The organism is Dictyoglomus sp. LHC4 (assembly GCF_055181355.1).
Genome location: NZ_CM143707.1, coordinates 470127 through 487408, shown reverse-complemented (window position 1 = coordinate 487408; position 17282 = coordinate 470127). Strand labels below are relative to the sequence as shown.

At 32.5% G+C, this 17282-nt stretch carries 15 protein-coding genes; 4 read left to right on the top strand and 11 right to left on the bottom strand.

All coding sequences use genetic code 11. From position 1 onward, the window contains the following. Positions 1-79: 79 nt before the first annotated feature. The gene (locus ACY3JO_RS02340; protein WP_463085213.1) at positions 80-832 is read left to right on the top strand and encodes a glucose 1-dehydrogenase; all 753 of its coding nucleotides are present in this window, start codon (positions 80-82) and stop codon (positions 830-832) included. Between the two features lies 1 nt (position 833). On the opposite strand, the gene ACY3JO_RS02335 is transcribed toward ACY3JO_RS02340, so the two are convergent. Together ACY3JO_RS02335 and ACY3JO_RS02330 are read right to left on the bottom strand one after the other, a co-directional pair. Then, positions 834-2606, bottom strand: coding sequence for a YgiQ family radical SAM protein (locus ACY3JO_RS02335; protein ID WP_463085212.1), 1773 nt, complete (start codon positions 2604-2606; stop codon positions 834-836). Beyond that, positions 2606-3478 carry a cation diffusion facilitator family transporter gene (locus ACY3JO_RS02330; protein ID WP_463085211.1) on the bottom strand — a complete coding sequence of 291 codons (873 nt, stop codon included), beginning with the start codon at positions 3476-3478 and terminating at the stop codon, positions 2606-2608. Before ACY3JO_RS02330 ends, ACY3JO_RS02335 begins: the two co-directional genes overlap by 1 nt. A 232-nt stretch (positions 3479-3710) precedes the next feature. Here ACY3JO_RS02330 and ACY3JO_RS02325 point away from each other — a divergent pair, with 232 nt between their 5' ends. Both ACY3JO_RS02325 and ACY3JO_RS02320 read left to right on the top strand, forming a co-directional pair. Then, positions 3711-6074, top strand: a complete 2364-nt coding sequence (locus ACY3JO_RS02325) for a C-type lectin domain-containing protein (RefSeq protein WP_463085210.1) — start codon at positions 3711-3713, stop codon at positions 6072-6074. Between the two features lie 167 nt (positions 6075-6241). After that, entirely contained in the window at positions 6242-7648 is a 1407-nt protein-coding gene (locus ACY3JO_RS02320) for a glycosyl hydrolase (protein WP_463085209.1), read from the top strand. Between the two features lie 44 nt (positions 7649-7692). Here the strand turns inward: ACY3JO_RS02320 and ACY3JO_RS02315 are convergent, their stop codons facing one another. From ACY3JO_RS02315 to ACY3JO_RS02290, 6 genes are all read right to left on the bottom strand, one after another. Beyond that, positions 7693-8424 carry a tetratricopeptide repeat protein gene (locus tag ACY3JO_RS02315; protein WP_463085208.1) on the bottom strand — a complete coding sequence of 244 codons (732 nt, stop codon included), beginning with the start codon at positions 8422-8424 and terminating at the stop codon, positions 7693-7695. Positions 8425-8442: 18 nt separating this feature from the next. Further along, complete coding sequence (locus ACY3JO_RS02310) at positions 8443-9192, bottom strand: class I SAM-dependent methyltransferase (RefSeq protein WP_463085207.1); 750 nt, start codon at positions 9190-9192, stop codon at positions 8443-8445. Positions 9193-9350: 158 nt separating this feature from the next. Further along, complete coding sequence (locus ACY3JO_RS02305) at positions 9351-11240, bottom strand: ABC transporter substrate-binding protein (RefSeq protein ID WP_463085206.1); 1890 nt, start codon at positions 11238-11240, stop codon at positions 9351-9353. Positions 11241-11411: 171 nt separating this feature from the next. Continuing rightward, positions 11412-12173, bottom strand: a complete 762-nt coding sequence (locus tag ACY3JO_RS02300; protein WP_463085205.1) for a hypothetical protein — start codon at positions 12171-12173, stop codon at positions 11412-11414. Positions 12174-12188: 15 nt separating this feature from the next. After that, positions 12189-13181 carry a hypothetical protein gene (locus ACY3JO_RS02295; RefSeq protein WP_463085204.1) on the bottom strand — a complete coding sequence of 331 codons (993 nt, stop codon included), beginning with the start codon at positions 13179-13181 and terminating at the stop codon, positions 12189-12191. Positions 13182-13223: 42 nt separating this feature from the next. Beyond that, positions 13224-13931: an SDR family NAD(P)-dependent oxidoreductase gene (locus ACY3JO_RS02290; RefSeq protein ID WP_463085203.1), complete on the bottom strand. Its 708-nt coding sequence runs from the start codon at positions 13929-13931 to the stop codon at positions 13224-13226. 146 nt (positions 13932-14077) lie between these two features. Here ACY3JO_RS02290 and phoU point away from each other — a divergent pair, with 146 nt between their 5' ends. Further along, positions 14078-14734, top strand: a complete 657-nt coding sequence (gene phoU, locus ACY3JO_RS02285; RefSeq protein WP_463085202.1) for a phosphate signaling complex protein PhoU — start codon at positions 14078-14080, stop codon at positions 14732-14734. A gap of 1 nt (position 14735) precedes the next feature. Here the strand turns inward: phoU and pstB are convergent, their stop codons facing one another. From pstB to pstC, 3 genes are read right to left on the bottom strand one after another with little or no spacing between them, the layout of a single operon-like run. Continuing rightward, the gene (pstB, locus tag ACY3JO_RS02280; RefSeq protein ID WP_463085201.1) at positions 14736-15494 is read right to left on the bottom strand and encodes a phosphate ABC transporter ATP-binding protein PstB; all 759 of its coding nucleotides are present in this window, start codon (positions 15492-15494) and stop codon (positions 14736-14738) included. A gap of 14 nt (positions 15495-15508) precedes the next feature. After that, positions 15509-16345, bottom strand: a complete 837-nt coding sequence (pstA, locus tag ACY3JO_RS02275; RefSeq protein ID WP_463085200.1) for a phosphate ABC transporter permease PstA — start codon at positions 16343-16345, stop codon at positions 15509-15511. Further along, positions 16342-17250, bottom strand: a complete 909-nt coding sequence (pstC, locus tag ACY3JO_RS02270) for a phosphate ABC transporter permease subunit PstC (protein ID WP_463085199.1) — start codon at positions 17248-17250, stop codon at positions 16342-16344. Before pstC ends, pstA begins: the two co-directional genes overlap by 4 nt. Positions 17251-17282 lie beyond the last annotated feature (32 nt).

The following is a 17282-nucleotide window of genomic DNA, read 5'->3' as shown; positions in this document are numbered from 1 at the left end:
TAGGGAACACTTAAACAAAGGATATAAATAATAATATAATATTGAAAGTTATTATCCACAATAAGGAGGTTTGGAAAGTATGCATAAAAAAGTTGCCATTGTAACTGGAGGAGGGCAAGGAATTGGAAAAGCCATAGTCAAAAAATTCCTGGAAAATAGCATCTCAGTAGTAATTGCGGAAATCGATGAGGAGGCTGGAAAGGAAACTGAAGAAGAATATTCATCCTTAGGAGAGATAAAATTTATCAGAACTGATGTATCTAAGGAAGAAGATGTCATAAATATGATAGAAAAAACTGTAGATCTCTTTGGGAAAATTAACTATCTTATCAATAATGCTGGAATTGGAATAAACAAACATATATCAGAACTCACTTTAGAAGAATGGAATAGAGTTTTAGGGGTAAACCTAACAGGAGCCTTTTTGTGTAGTAAATATGCCTATCCTTATCTCAAAAAGGAAAAAGGGGTAATTATAAACATTGCATCTACAAGAGCTTTTATGTCAGAGCCAAATACGGAAGCTTATTCAGCCTCAAAAGGTGGAATTTATGCACTAACTCATGCCCTTGCTATAAGTCTTGGTCCTGATATAAGGGTAAACTGTATAAGTCCTGGCTGGATTGAAGTCTCAGAGTGGAAGAAAAAGAGCCTAAGAAAACCCGCAGAGCTTACAGAGCTTGATCACAAACAGCATCCTGTAGGAAGAGTAGGAAAGCCTGAAGATATAGCAAGTCTTGTCCTATACCTAATATCAGATGACGCAGGATTTATTACAGGAGCAAACTTTATAGTTGATGGCGGAATGACAAGAAAAATGATTTATTTATGAACTACTTTAACAATTTATCAATAGGAAAAGGTATCTTGTTTTTATTTTTCAAAATAAATTCCCTATTTTTCCTATCTCTATATTGTACCAAAGCTCTTTGAAGTCTTCTTTCTTCATAGGTTTTTGCCACATATATTTTTTCCTTTCTATCAGGATGATACTCCGTATAAAACGCACAAGATGCTGGAGTTAGTGGCAATGGAGTATAATCCTGAATTTGCTCTAAATAATGGCCTAATCCTTTCACATAAATAGCAAGATCCCATGCATCTTTTAATGTAGCTCCAGGATGAGAAGATATAAAATATGGAATAGCATATATCTCTTTCTTCAATTTTCTTTTTATCCCTTCAAATACTGCTATAAAACTTTCATAAACCTCAAACTTAGGCTTCTTCATAATCTCAAGTACATTATTCTTTACATGTTCTGGAGCTACAGAAATATGTCCTCCAATATATCCTTCTTTTATGATCTCCTTTATATAATCAACATCTTTTAAGGCAAGATCATACCTTATCCCTGAAGCAATAAACACATGCTTTACTCGAGGAATTTCCTTTATTTTTTTCAAAAGTTTAAGCTGGGGAGAAAAATCTATAACTAAACTTGGACATATCTCAGGAAATAAACAATCTCTGTTAGTGCAAGATCCAGGTATACCATAAACCTTACATCTTAACCTATACATATTGGCAGTAGGTCCACCTACATCAGAAATTGTTCCATTGAATATCTTATGTTGAGAAAGATTATAGACTTCCTTTAATATAGAATCTTCACTACGGGATATTACTTGCCATCCCTGGTGAAGATTAAGAGAACAAAAAGTACAACTTCCAAAACAACCTCTATGGGAAATTATAGAAGTTTTTACTGTTTCAAAAGCTGGAATCTTTTCTTTATATGAAGGATGAGGAAGTCTTTGAAAAGGTAAAGAATATATTAAATCTAAATCTTTCTCAGAATATTCCATAGGAGGATTCTGTACAAGATATCTTTTTCCATCTCTTTGTATCAAAGTCTTTCTCTTTTTCATCCCATTTAGTAACATTCTACTAAAATCATGATATCTATCCTTATCTTGAGATACCTCTTCAAAGGAAGGAAGCATTATATAATCTTTTAATATTCCTTTCTCTACAAAATCTTTAAACTCTTTCTCACTAAGAGAATAAAGAATTCCTGGTACATTATATATTTCATACCAAGATTTACCCTTTGCAGTAAGTTTTGCAATCTCTACTACTTGTTTTTCCCCCATTCCATAGACAATAATCTTTGCCCTTGAATCTAATAGAATAGAATGTCTAATCTCATCATCCCAATAATCATAATGAGAAAATCTTCTTAAGCTTGCTTCAAGTCCCCCTAATACAATAGGTACATCAGGATACAATTCATGCACCACATTAGCATATACAATAACTGCTCTATCAGGCCTTTTACCATAAGTTCCTGATGGGGTATAGGCATCTTCCTTACGTCTTAATTTATTTGGAGTATAATTAGCCACCATAGAATCTACAGAACCTGAAGTAATACCAAAAAAGAGTCTTGGCCTCCCAAGTATTTTAAAAGAGTTTTTATCTCTCCAGTTAGGTTGAGGAATTATACAAACCTTAAATCCATGATACTCTAAGACTCTACCAATAACAGAAGATCCAAAAGAAGGATGATCCACATAAGCATCTCCTGTAACAATTATTACATCCAATTCATCCCAACCTTTTCTCTTTACCTCATCAAGATTTATAGGCAAAAAATTAAACATCAGTACTCACACCTACAATTCTTATCTATGTTTCCCCCTTCAGTTTCAAGTTCAATAGTTGAGTGATCTATCTCAAATTTGCATTTTAAAAGTTCTCTTACCTCTTCTGCAATCCTCTCAGCGTTAGAAAGCATTTGATCCTCTAATACCACATGAGCAGAAAAAAGCAAATCTTCACTTGATATCTGCCATAAATGAATATGATGTACGTTCTTAACTCCTGGTATCTTTGATATCTCTGAAACAATACTTTCTATATTTATGCCTTTTGGAGTACCTTCCATCAAAATATGAATAGTATCCTTTAAAAGATCTATTGAATTATAAAAAATGAAACCTGCTATAAGAAGAGAGATTATAGTATCTATATAATATAGTTTATAAAAAATTATGAAAATAGCTCCAACTATAACTCCAACAGAAGACAAAGCATCAGATAAAAGATGTAAAAAAGCCCCTTTAACATTTAAATTATGATGGGAATCCTCATGAAGAACATAAGCCCCCAAAATATTACCTACAAGTCCAATAATACCTATGATAAATGTTTGTAAACCCTGTACTTCTTTAGGAGATCTCCATCTATGAAAAGCTTCTACAATCAAAAATAAAAATATAACAAGTAGTAAAATCCCATTTAAAAGAGCGGCAAGAATTTCAACCCTTCTGTATCCATAAGTATGGTATTTGTTACTCTTTTTATTTTTTGAAATGAGTTCTGCAAGATAACTTATCACTAAAGAAAAAAAATCATTTACGTTATGTAAAGCATCACTTACTAAAGCAAGACTTCCAGAGATAACACCCCCTATAATCTCTAAAAGTGCCATGGACAGATTTAAAAACATAGCAATTAAAATCTTCCTTGCCATAAAATTTACCTCCAATATTACACATATTCCTTAGTATTATCTACAAATATTCTCTTTGTAATCAAGAGATTCTTTTATTATATACCAATTTAATTTTTCATCATTAAAAAAATTATGTTATAATGTTATTAAGAATTTTAGGGGGAGGTAAAAAATTAATTTATCTTCAAATTAATTTATCTTCTCCTACTACACTATTGAATGAAATATCATTATAAGGAGGAAATTTAAAATGTTTAAAAAATTTCTTCTTTTTGTCTTAATTATTCTAATCCTATCCTCCCTATCATTGAAACTCTCTTTAGCTCAGACCCAGGAAATAAATAAAGGGAATTTACCTTTAAATGGAACTGTTACAAGTAACTTGAAATCTCCAATAAAATCTGACATATGGGAAGTTTCCCTAAATTCTGATGGCCTTCTTGTATTAACACTAACATCGGATAAAACTCTAAATGTAACAATATTATTATATGATACGGATGGGAAGAAAGAAATTGCTCGAGCAGAAGATAGTATAAGAAATGAAAAACTGGTAATAAGAAAAGCTTTAAAACAAGGTAAATATTATGTAAAAGTAACCCGATGGTACGAGGAACAGCAAGGAAATTACACCTTAACAAATATTTTTGAAAAAGATCCTTTAAAAAATGATACAGAACCTAATGATAATGTAGATCTAAAACAAGGAATAGACGAAGCTAAAGATATAGAAATAAATTCTGAAGTTACTGGTCATTTAGGATATTATGGAAGTGGTAGCCAGGATAGAAAAGATTGGTATAAAATTACTGTTCCTTCCAACGGAACCTTAAACATAGAATTCACAAGATCACCTTTTTTAATGATATCAGCCTATATTTACGACGTTAATATGGCACGAGAATTGGCAAGAGATGAAAGCAGAAGAGTTAAATTTAACATATCACTAAACTTTAAACCCGGCACCTACTATATATTAGTACAAAGCTTTTGGGATGTACATTATGGAAACTATAAAATAGTAAATAAATTTAACCCAAATCCTCTTAAACCAGATAAGGAACCAAATGATAACTTAGATTTAGCAAATAATATAGATCAGTCTCAAGTTATGACAATAAATTCTGAAGTTACTGGTCATTTAGGATATTATGGAAGTGGTAGCCAGGATAGAAAAGATTGGTATAAAATTACTGTTCCTTCTGATGGATATTTAGAATTTACTGTAACTAATGATAGCACCCTTCGAACCTATATTTATTTTTATGATGTAGATGGGAAGAGAGAAATAATGAGAAATGAAACCTCAAGAGGTAAATACACCATGGTATTTCCAAACATAAAAGCAGGCAAATATTACTTATTAATTCAAAGTGTTTGGGATATTCATTATGGTGGTTACAAAATTGAGAATAAGTTTATACCTAATCCATTAGATAATGATATTGAACCAAACGAAATATTAGATCTGGAAAAAAATAGTGATCAATCTCAAGAAATCCCAATTAACTCAAAAGTTTCAGGACATTTAGGATATTATGGAAATGGTAGCCAGGATAGAAATGATAGATTTAAGATAACTTTACCTTCAGATGGTTATTTAGAAATAACTATTACAAACGATGATACTTTAATCACCTATGCTTATTTCTATGATGTAAATGGAAAAAGAGAAATTTTGAGAAATGAAACGAGAAATAGCAGATATAAACTTATCTATCCCAATCTAAAAGCTGGAACATATTATTTATTAATATCAAGTATTTGGGACATCCATTACGGTGGCTATACTATAGAAAATACATTTATACCTCAAAACATTAAGGGAGACAAGGAACCAAACGATAACATTAATAATGCTGTAGATTTAAGTATCCCATCTGTAATTTCAGGAACATTAGGATATTATGGAAATGAAAAACAAGATAGAGATGACTTCTTCAAATTCTATATTCCTCAAGAAATGAACTTAGATATATATTTTACAGAAGAACCCACTTTAATTTCCTCAATCTATATATATAATGAAAACAAACAAGAGATAGCAAGAAATGACATAGGAGTTTCTGATTACCAAATCTCTTTAAAATTAAAACCTGGCACATATTATATACAAGTAAATAGCGTAGGAAGCCACCTTTATGGTGGATATTACATAGGATTAAACAGACAAGTTCCATCCCTTTTTATAGAAACTCCTAAAAAAGCAGAAGAAGAAACAGTAAATATAGTAAAAATAACAAATCCTATCAATAATCACATTTATGCAGTTATAGATAAAAATCTAAGTTGGGAAGAAGCAAAAGATTTTTGCGAAAACATGGGAGGACATCTTACCACCATTACATCCTTAGAAGAGCAAAGATTTATTGAATTTCTCCTATCTATTTATGGTAAACAAAATGATTACTTTTTAGGAGCCAAATATGAAGAAAAGGAAGGAAAATTTAAGTGGATAACCGGAGAGCCATTTATATTCTATAATTGGGACATAGGAGAACCAAATAATTTAGAGGTAGAAAAATACCTTATAATATATAAAACCTTAGAAAAATTTGGAAAATGGGGAAATGTACCTACTACTCAAAAGGGCTTTATCTGTGAATGGGAATAGGTAATAAGCAAAATTTGTAATCATTATAAAGCCTTGGATTTAAGTCCAAGGCTTTATTTTTATTAATAATTAATAAACGGTTACAATTTTATAAAGTAAATATTTATTATTGCATAAACACACTATTAAATGTAAAATAATTACAAAAAAAGAAAGGGGGCATCTTATTGGAAAAGTATATTATTTTCACACTCCTTCTTCTTTTAATAGTTTCCATATCTATCTCTCAATCAGAAATAACTATCCAAGCAGAAAACGGAATATTGAAAGGTACTTTTATAGCAAAAACATTTCCAGGATATCAAGGCAGTGGATATGTAGATGGATTTGATCAAGATGGTGATTCTTGCACCGTTACTGTAGAGGTACCAGAAGATGGTATGTATGAGATTATAATTGGATATGCAGCTCCATATGGATATAAGGAAAATTCACTTTATGTAAATGGAGCCTTTCAAACCAATATAAAATTTATACCATCTCAAAGCTTTACCATTGTGTCAGGAGGATTAATACCATTGAAGAAAGGGAAAAATACAATAAGTATTGTAAAAAGTTGGGGATGGATTTTGCTGGATTATTTTAAGATAAAAAAGGCGGAAATTCCATCATTAAATCCCACTAATAAACTGGTAACTCCAAATCCATCTCCTGAAGCTCAGAAATTGATGGATTACCTTGTAAGTATTTATGGAAAATATACCTTATCAGGACAACAAGGCTATAAAGACTCCTTTTATATCTGGACCTTAACTGATAAATTCCCAGCTATATGTGGTTTTGATATGATAGATTACTCTCCCTCAAGAGTAGAAAGGGGAGCATCTTCCAGGGATGTTGAAGATGCTATAGATTGGTGGAAAATGGGAGGAATTGTACAATTTCAATGGCATTGGAATGCTCCAAAGGGGCTATATGATGTACCAGGAAAGGAATGGTGGAGAGGCTTTTATACGCAAGCCACAAGTTTTGATCTCGAATATGCGATGAATCATCCAGAATCTGAAGATTACAAGCTTTTAATAAGAGATATAGATGCTATAGCAGTACAACTAAAGAGACTACAAGAAGCAAAAGTACCAGTCCTTTGGAGACCTCTCCATGAAGCTGAAGGAAGATGGTTTTGGTGGGGAGCAAAAGGTCCAGAACCATGCAAAAAATTATGGAGACTTCTTTTTGATAGACTTGTTAATTATCATAAAATAAACAATCTAATATGGGTTTGGACTACTACTGATTCTCCATCTGCTCTTGACTGGTATCCTGGAGATCAATATGTAGACATAGTTGGAGCTGACATATATCTAAAAGATAAAGATTATTCACCCTCTACAGGCATGTTCTACAATATTGTAAAACTTTTTGGTGGTAAAAAATTAGTGGCCATGACGGAAACAGGAACTATACCAGATCCTGATGCTATGATTAAGGAGAAAGCTTACTGGGCATGGTTTATGACATGGAGTGGATTCGAAAGTGATCCAAATAAAAATGAACCATCTCATATCAAAAAAGTCTTCAATCATCCTTTCATTATAACAAAAGACGAGCTTCCTAAATTTATAGAAGAATAAAAAAATCCCCAAGGCTAAAAAGCCTTGGGGTGCTTTTTCTTAATCTATTTTAATTTAGAAAGTTCTTGTTTTGCTAAAGATACTGACTCCTCATGAGTTTTTAAGAGCCATGGATGAGGAGAACTATCTATAACCTTTTGAAACATTTCTTTTGCCAGATCCTTTTTATTCATTTTAAGATATAAATAACCAAGCTCTAAGTAAACATTAGGATAAACAGGAGTATATTTTAAGGCTTCTTTCATATAATATTCTGCCTTTCCATAATTATATAGGGGAAATGGTACATCCCTATATCTCATCCCCATAGCAAGAAGGGCAAAAGTTTTATATAAAGGATCTTCAAGAATCTCTATAGCTTTGCTTATATACCTATCAAAGTCTCCCAACATAAAAAGGCTTTGTATAATACCTTTATATTGGGCAAGCCTACCAATAGCTGCACCTGCAATATACCAAGCTCTTCCATTTTTGTCATCAAGTTTTATTGCTTTTTCTGCGTAACTTCTTGCTTTTTCATATATCTTTTCTTTATCCTTTCCTGTAACTCCCCAATATCCATACTCTAAATATGCATCTGCAAGTACCGTAAGAAGATAAGTACCTTTCTGAAGATTAGAGTCCTTTTCAAGTTCAGAGATAAGAGATATGATTTTATTTACATCTCTATCTCTTCTTGCCTCATAAAAAAGATTATTAGCAGTCTGAAAATCCATAGAAAGTGAGATATTAAAAAGTAATATTAAAGAGAGAATTACAAAAAAGATTTTTCTCATATACTACCTCCCTCTAAACTATTTTTCAGAGATAACAATCATTCTACGGGAAGAAATAGAAAGAGGACTACTATCATATCCCCCCAAGAATTTTATCACTTTTAATCCTACCATCTCCAAAAGTAGTTTAATCTCTGTAGGTGTATATACTCTTATAAAAAATGGCTTTTCCTTTTTCCTACCATCTCTTATTATTATTCTCTTTGCATAAATTCTACTCTCCGTAATATCTATAAAATTAAAATCAATCATATAATTCCCTTCTTTTTCCATAACAGTATAAGGTAAAAAATTCTTAAGAATAAAATCCCTATTACTTATATCAAGCAAAAATTTTCCACCTTTTTTAAGGGATCTTGCAGTATTTTTAAGAATTTTAAAATTTTCTTCATCTTCATAATATCCAAAAGAAGTAAACATAGATATTATCACATCAAATTCTTCATTATAATCCATATCTCTAACATCCTTCGAAATATAATTAACCTTTACACCCAACCTTTCCGCATCCTTCCTTGCCATATCTAATAACCTGTCATTTATATCCAATCCAGTAACATCATGTCCTAATAATGCAAGTCTATTGGCATGCCTTCCATATCCACAAGCCATATCAAGAATCTTTTTTGGCTCTTTTAAATCAAGTTCCCTTCTTATAAAATCTACCTCTATTTGTGTCATTTCATCATTAAGCATATCTTCATAAAAATATATGTAGTCTTCTGGGTCAAAAATTTCCTCCCAGTTGGGCTTAAAATCTTTCTCCATAAAAGATAGATAACCTCCTTTTGAAGGCTGTGATTTAAAAAAATTATACAATAAAAATATCTATAAGGAGTATTAACTATCAATAGGATTATAAGAGATAAAAGGTTCTTTATAGAGAGGTAAAAATAAAAAGCCCCCCTTTCGGGGGGCTTACTTTTTTACTTCCTTCCTGTTGGCTTCAAGAATGGTAACATGTACTTAAAGTTAGGCCAATGATGATATGGTATACAATATGGATTTTCTGCTGTTGGATAATTGGTCCAGTAGTATTCATCATATCCTACTACTCCTGGATATGTGAATGTTGGAATTGTTGGCATATCTTGAGCTACTATCTTTAATCCTTCCATTCCTAATGCCTTGTTCTTTGGAGAATCCCAACTTACTTTTTGCATTTCTTTTATGATCTCATCCATTTTTGGATTGGTCCATCTACATTGATGTCCTGGATAGTATTCTCCAAGAGGTCTGTAATAGGCTGAACTAAATTGCTCAAGTGTTCTGTATAAGTCTGGATGTCCACCCCATGGTTCTCTTGCTGGCCATTGTCCTGATGTGGATACTTCAAAATCACCTACGTTCATTAATGTTCCGTCATTCTCCGTAGCATATACTTCCGTATCTATTCCAAATTTCTTCCATACTTGAGATAACGCAAAGGCATTCCTGAAGTTTACTGATGCTGGGTTGGGTGGTGTTAATATGGTGATCTTCCATGGTTTACCTTCTGGTGTAAGCCATTTTCCGTCTTTATCTCTCTTGAACCCATTCTTTATAAGTAATTTCTCCGCCACATCTGGTGCATACTTATACCAACCTAATCCAAATATCTTTCTAATTTCGTTAGGATCGCTTGGTACCTTGTATCCTCTCTTTTTGGCATATTCTGCTATTCTCATTGGTACATCTGGATCATATACTTTAAATGGTTTTCCATCTACGGTTATTGTTAAGTTCTTTAACCATGGCTCAAGAGGCTTGAAGTACCATTCCATATAGGCTGGTGTCGCTGGAATATGTAAGGCTGATACAGTTACTGCTCCATCATAAGCAAGTCCTACATAGTCTACTATATCTATAGCTAATGTTAATGCCCATCTTACTTCCTTGTTATTCCATGGAGCTTTTGCATTGTTGAATATGACTCCACTTACACATGGATCTACGTTTACTATATATGGGAATTCTTTTCTGTATGCTCTTGCATATTGGTTGGTTGATAATACTGATCTTAAGCCTTCCATAGTTAGATCTGCCATGTCTAATTGATGGTTGTTTTGGGCAAGGACTTGTTTTTCGGTTGGTCCATAATAGTAGAAGAGTACATATTTAGGTTGGGGCATTCCAAAGAGTTTTCCTGTTGGTGTTCTTTGCCAGTCTTCTCTCCTCTGCCAGAGTACCCAGTATCCACCTGGATCATAGCTATGTAATACATATGGTCCTGAGCTTATTGGTGGTTTGAAATCAAAGGTTATTGGATCTTTTACTTTCTCAAATACATGTTTTGGTAATGGCCTACAAGCTCCCCATCTATCTAAGAAATAGGCATGGAATCTGGCATTGGGCTTTTTCAATTCAAATACTACTGTATATTTGTCTGTTTTGTATACTTTTTTTACATATTCAGTAAAGGTGGCATTGTATCCTAATTCTTGATATTTCATTATAAGTTCCACTGTATATACCAGATCATCAGCAGTAAATTCTACTCCATCACTCCAGTAGCATCCCTCTCTTAATTTTACTAACATCTTTGTAAAATCACTGTTATATATTGGCTTTTCTTTTGCAAGAGCATTTATGACCTTTCCAGTTGCTGGATCTACTATCCATATTGGTTCAAGCATTAATTGTTGTATTCCTCTATCGGGTGATCGCCATGTAGCTGGCCATACATTAAAGTTATCCGGTGATCCAATTCTTCCACTTAATATGTTTGCTATGATAGTTTCATTTCTTGGTACATTTGGTCCCAACTGTGAAAAGGCTGTTTGAGATAATGTGAATACCATTAATAATACTAAACTCAAGAAAACTAACTTCTTCATAAAATCACTAACCCCCTAACTATATTTTTTTGAAAAACGTTTCAATACATTGATAAAATCTTATTCCCTTAGCTATCCCACCTCCCTTTAAAAACTTATACGCAATCGTTTGTAGAATATTATATACCTAAAATTAAAAAATTACAATAAAAATTTTAATCAAAAAATACTTCACTTATTTATATACAACATACTCTCACTAATTACAGAAAAGGAAAGTAAAAGAAAGGACAAAAGATAAAAAATATCTACCCAATTAGATACACCATAATTCCCAAATATATATGAAAAAACAATATCAGCAATTGTACAAGCAGATATACCAAGAATAAAGTAAGCATAACTCTTTGCTACTTTACCACCCCATAATTGAATCATAAGCACAAAAGCTAAAACCAGTATAATAAAATCACTAAGAAGATAAAAAACATTTAAGGTTTTTTCAAGCCAATGAGTGTTAGAAACTAAAATCGGAAGTATAACTTGCTGAATAAGAAGGCCTAAAAATACCAATAATATTATTGCAATCATAAACTTTTCAGAAGGATTTAACTCAATCCTCAAAAGCCTTATAAAATAGGAAAGAAACGTAAAAGCAAGAAGATAAAAAAGAACATAAAAAATATCAGATATACCAGGAAAAGGAGCCTCTTGATTCAAAAATATGGCATAAAAATTCCATATTGTATCACCCACGAAGAGAAGGATTAAGCTCAAAAACAAGAAAAACCAACCAATCCAACCTTTCCATCTACGGTCCATTTTAAGAAAGTAATAAAGGGCAATTCCCAAAGAGAGAGTAATGGAAAACTGATAGAGAATTGGATAGAATCTTTGTTCCACCAACAAAAAACTCACACCTAAAAATACTAAAAATGGAAGTAAAAAGAGAATAATAAATAAAATACTAAGCCTTTTATACGTTGTATTCAAAATCCCTTCCCCCTTTCAAAACTCAATATTCTCTGGATTCAACCTATCAAGAAGCTCAATTATTACCCTATCATTCTGATTTTCTTCCAAAAACTTCTTATAAGATTGAATATATTTTTGCTTAACGAATTTCTCACCCCATACACCAGCAAGCTCCTTATTTATTCTTGTTATAAGTTCAATTACTTCCTTCTCTACCTCGTCATAACTTTCCATAATTTCATTTTTAACTGTAAAATTGTTATCTAAACATACCAATGATTTCCCTAATATCCTCAAATCTCTTAATAAACTTTCCATATTTTTAATATACATTCCAAATTTAGTGTAGTAATTAATCACGTAATTAACATATTCCAATAACTTTTTTATCCAAGAAGTTATATCTTCTTCTATAAAGCTAAATCTCAAGGAGGGAATATTTAACTTTTCAAATTCCTCTTCCCTTATTTGATAGAAACTAAGAAGATTTTCTTTATTCTCAAAAAACTCAGAAATAGAAAGTTCATCTTTCAAAATCCCATCCCTTTCTTGATAATATCCCAAAAATTTACCTTTACTAAATAAAAAATGAACATTATTAGAAAGACTTTCAATCAATATATGAGATATGGTGTTTTCTTTTTTGGCCTCCTCTACTAATTTATCAGCCACAAAGAGATAGGTCTCTTCTTGAAAGATTTTAGGGGTAGAAAAATAACTTATCAAAATAGATAAAACTATATCTTTTTCAAGAGAATAAAGGGATATTAAATTGGATCTAGCAATAAAATCATTTACAAAGATCTCAATAGAAGCATTATCTTCCGCCAAAATTTCTGTTTCTCTAAGAGTGTATGCCTTAGGTATGATACCATTATAAACTAATATCTCCGTTAAGAAATTAGAGCTTTCACCCAAAAGCACACCATTAAATTTTTCCAATCTAAACCATGAAATAAGTTCTTTAAGATTTATCAAAGACGCAGGAGTATTAATATAAATCTCTTTACCGATAGGAAATTTCATTTTAATATATCCCCTTCCCTTTCTTTAACAATCATCTATATCCTAAAAGGGAATTTCCTTGCCATCCTTGAAAAATTTTCCTGTTACCTCAAAAGGCATAGTAACAAGAGCCAAAGCTCCCTTTGCAGAATCCTTTGGACTTCCAGGAGCATTATGCCCACCCATATCTGTCTTTACCCATCCAGGATCTAAAGCATTAACGGCAATCCTTCCCCTCATTTCATTGGCAAGAAGCATGGTAAGACCATTTAATGCATATTTACTTAATCTATAGCTTGCAATGTCATACATCTCTCTTATAGCTGAAAAAGTACCTGCTCCAGAACTAACATTCACTATTCTTGGTTCATTACCTCTAAGGAGAAAAGGTACCATAGCCATTATAAGATAATATGGGGCATAGAGATTCACTTGAAAAGTTTTTTCCAATACATCCCTATCTTCTTCTAAAAATCCCCTATAAGCTAACATTACTCCAGCATTATTAATAAGAATATCCAACGCATCCCATCTATTTTTGACAGATTCAGCCACCTTTTCTTCAAAACCCTTTTGAGATATATCTAATACAAGACCTTCAAAATCCCCCAATTTCTTAAATTCTGACTCTGCTTCTCTTAATCTCTTCTCATCCCTCGAAATACCAATTATACTTGCCCCTTCTTCTAAAAATAACTTTACAATCTCATAACCAACTCCTCGAGAAGCTCCTGTTATCAAAACCCTTTTCCCCTCAAGAACTCTACCCATGATTTCTTTACCTCCAATTTTCCCTAACTTATATTTTAACAACATTATAACACACTATCCTATAATTTCTTTTACAATTGAAAAAATAAAATCTTATTGGTATAATTACTAAAATCCTAAATGGGTTTTAAGGAGGATAAGAAAATTTGCTTAGACAGAATTTCTTAGAAGAACTTAAAAAATTAGAGAACTCACTTGTAGAAATGGGCTCCACTGTAAAGTATATGCTTGAAAAAAGTAAAAAAGCTCTAATAGATAGAGATGAGGCTTTAGCAAAACAAGTTATAGATATGGACGATATTGTGGATAAATACAATTGGAGTATAGAGGACAACTGTCTCAAGCTTCTTGCCCTTCAGCAACCTATGGCTCACGATCTTAGAGTAATTGCTGCTGCAATGAAAATCATAAGTGATATAGAAAGAATGGGAGATTATTGTGTAGACATAGCCAAATTCACTATTGAACTAATCAAACTACCCCCATTACCACTAAACAAAAATTTAACAAACATGTTTGAATTGGTAGAAAAAATGCTCTGTGATTCATTGGATGCCTTTGTTAATAGAGATATTAACTTCATACTAAGTGTGGTAGACCAAGATGACGCTATTGATAGAACATATTACCGAATATATGATGAGGTTATAGAAGAGATCGAACATGCACCTGAGACTGCTCCCCAGCAAGTAAAATATCTTATGATTGCAAGATTCTTAGAAAGAATAGCAGATCATATAACCAATATAGCAGAAAGAATATATTACATGGAGACAGGAGAATTAAAAGAGCTTCACGAATAAATTATCCAAACTTTCCTGTAATATACTCCTCAGTAAGCTTTTTCCTCGGATTTGTAAAAATCTCAGCAGTAGGTCCTGTCTCAATAACTTCTCCAAGATACATGAATACTGTCTCATCTGATACTCTTGCTGCTTGCTGCATATTGTGAGTAACAATAATTATTGTGACTTCCTTTTTTAACTCTCTTATGGTCTCTTCTATCCTATATGTAGATATAGGGTCTAAAGCTGATGTAGGCTCATCCATAAGTAGCACCTCAGGTTGTACAGCTAAGGCTCTTGCTATACAAACTCTTTGTTGTTGCCCACCTGATAGGCTAGAAGGATACTCCCTTAATCTATTCTTAACCTCTTCCCAAATTCCAGCAATCCTTAAACTTCTTTCTACAATTTCATCTTTTTCTGATTTTGAAAGTCTTTTATTGTTTAAGATATATCCTGCAATTACATTATCATAAATGTTCATATTGGAAAAAAGATTTGGTCTTTGAAATACCATCCCAATCCTTCTTCTTACAATAACAGGATCCACATCTTTACCATATATATTTAGATTATCTAAAAAGATGTTACCTTCAACTCTTGCACCAGGAGACAATTCATGCAATCTATTAAAACATCTAAGAAGAGTAGTTTTTCCACATCCTGATGGTCCAATAATAGCCGAAATATATTTCTCCTTAAGAGTAAGATTAATATCTTTAAGGACATGCATAGACCCAAACCATGCATTTAAATTTTCAACTCTTATCTTATCCAATTTACATTCCTCCCTTAGCGTTTTCCTTTTTTACTCGCATATATTCGAGCAACTATATTTAAAATCAAAATAATAGTGACAAGAACAAGAGCTGATGCAAAAGCTTTATTTCTCCAATCATCATATGGAGATGTAGCATAATTAAAGATAGTTACAGTAAGACTTCCAATTGGCTTGGTTAAGCTAAGACTCCAAAATACATTATTAAATGAAGTAAAAAGTAAAGGCGCAGTTTCTCCCATAACTCTTGCTACTGCAATCATTATTCCTGTTACTATACCACTGGATGCAGAAGGAATAACCACTCTCAAAATTGTTTTCCACTTTGGTACTCCCAAGGCATAAGCTGCTTCTCTTACAGAGATAGGCACCATTTTTAAAGATTCTTCTGTAGATTTAGCTATAACAGGAAGCATTATTATAGATAAAGCTATACTTCCCGCAAGAGCTGAAAAAGTCCTCATAGGGATAACAATTATGGTATAAACAAAGACACCTATGATTAAAGTTGGAAAACTGGTAAGTACCTCTGTTAAAAATTTAGCCCACCATGCAAGCCTCCCTAAATGATATTCTGTAATAGCTATAGCAATCATCATACCTATAGGTACTCCAATTAAAGATGCTACTATAGTAAGAATTAATGTACCTACAATAGCATTTGCAACTCCACCACCCGGAACACCTGGAGGCTTAGGAAGCTCTACAAAAAGACTGAAATTTATATATCTGATACCTTTTAGAAATACATCTCCCAAGATCCAAAAAAGAAATAAAGATCCAATGAGGAAAGTTATCACGCTTATGGTCAACATTATTCTATTTATTATTTTTCTTGTTTTATAACTCATTCTTTAACAATCCTCTTCAATATGTAGTATCGTGCAAACCCCATTATTAAAAAAGTGATCAAGAATAAAATTAAGGCCAGCTCCATAAGTACAGAAAGCTTTAACTCACCTGTTGCTTCTGCAAACTGATTTATAATTACACTGGTTATAGTAACCCCAGGAGAGAAAAGGGATATTGATATATCATGAAAATTTCCAATTACCATAGTTACAGCTACAGCCTCACCAAGAGCCCTACCAAGCCCTAAAATTCCTGCTGCAAAAATTCCAGATCTTGCATTCCCTAAAACCACCTTTGATATAACTTCCCACTTAGTCATACCAAGAGCATATCCTGCCTCTCTCTGATCCGTAGGAACCGCCATCAATATCTCACGAGATAAAGAAGATATAGTGGGGATGATCATAATAGAAAGGACAACTCCAGCGGTAAGATATCCTACTCCCAGAGGATAACCTTGGAAGAATGGTAAAAATCCAAGGATTCTTTGAATAAAAGGACCTATCTTAAGTTGAATTAAGGGAGCGAAAACAAAAAGCCCCCACATACCATAAATTAAGCTTGGTATTGCCCCTAAAAGCTCAATAATAAAAGAAAAGAGACGTTTTAAAAAGATAGGAGCAAGCTCCGAGATAAATATAGCAATCCCAATACTTATAGGAAAGGCAATAAGAAGAGCAAGAAAAGATGTAACCAATGTACCATATATAGCAGGTAAAGCCCCATACTTATCTGCCACAGGATCCCATATCTTATCTATTACAAATTTGAATCCAAATTTCTTTATACTGGGGATAGAATAAATAACCAATGATATAAAAAGGGATATAACAAGAAGAACAAGAAGGAGACTTGCAAAAATGGCAAGACATTTAAAAATTTTATCTCCTACATTTTTACTCATATATTTCTTCACCCATAAAAACTAAACTACCC

What these genes read in the sequence shown, in the direction of transcription:
- pstA (WP_463085200.1), bottom strand. Translation starts at nt 16,345, where the DNA reads ATGAGTTATAAAACAAGAAAAATAATAAATAGAATAATGTTGACCATA.
- ACY3JO_RS02310 (WP_463085207.1), bottom strand. Translation starts at nt 9,192, where the DNA reads ATGGAGAAAGATTTTAAGCCCAACTGGGAGGAAATTTTTGACCCAGAA.
- ACY3JO_RS02295 (WP_463085204.1), bottom strand. Translation starts at nt 13,181, where the DNA reads ATGAAATTTCCTATCGGTAAAGAGATTTATATTAATACTCCTGCGTCT.
- ACY3JO_RS02330 (WP_463085211.1), bottom strand. Translation starts at nt 3,478, where the DNA reads ATGGCAAGGAAGATTTTAATTGCTATGTTTTTAAATCTGTCCATGGCA.
- ACY3JO_RS02335 (WP_463085212.1), bottom strand. Translation starts at nt 2,606, where the DNA reads ATGTTTAATTTTTTGCCTATAAATCTTGATGAGGTAAAGAGAAAAGGT.
- ACY3JO_RS02325 (WP_463085210.1), top strand. Translation starts at nt 3,711, where the DNA reads ATGTTTAAAAAATTTCTTCTTTTTGTCTTAATTATTCTAATCCTATCC.
- ACY3JO_RS02340 (WP_463085213.1), top strand. Translation starts at nt 80, where the DNA reads ATGCATAAAAAAGTTGCCATTGTAACTGGAGGAGGGCAAGGAATTGGA.
- ACY3JO_RS02290 (WP_463085203.1), bottom strand. Translation starts at nt 13,931, where the DNA reads ATGGGTAGAGTTCTTGAGGGGAAAAGGGTTTTGATAACAGGAGCTTCT.
- pstC (WP_463085199.1), bottom strand. Translation starts at nt 17,250, where the DNA reads ATGAGTAAAAATGTAGGAGATAAAATTTTTAAATGTCTTGCCATTTTT.
- ACY3JO_RS02305 (WP_463085206.1), bottom strand. Translation starts at nt 11,240, where the DNA reads ATGAAGAAGTTAGTTTTCTTGAGTTTAGTATTATTAATGGTATTCACA.
- ACY3JO_RS02315 (WP_463085208.1), bottom strand. Translation starts at nt 8,424, where the DNA reads ATGAGAAAAATCTTTTTTGTAATTCTCTCTTTAATATTACTTTTTAAT.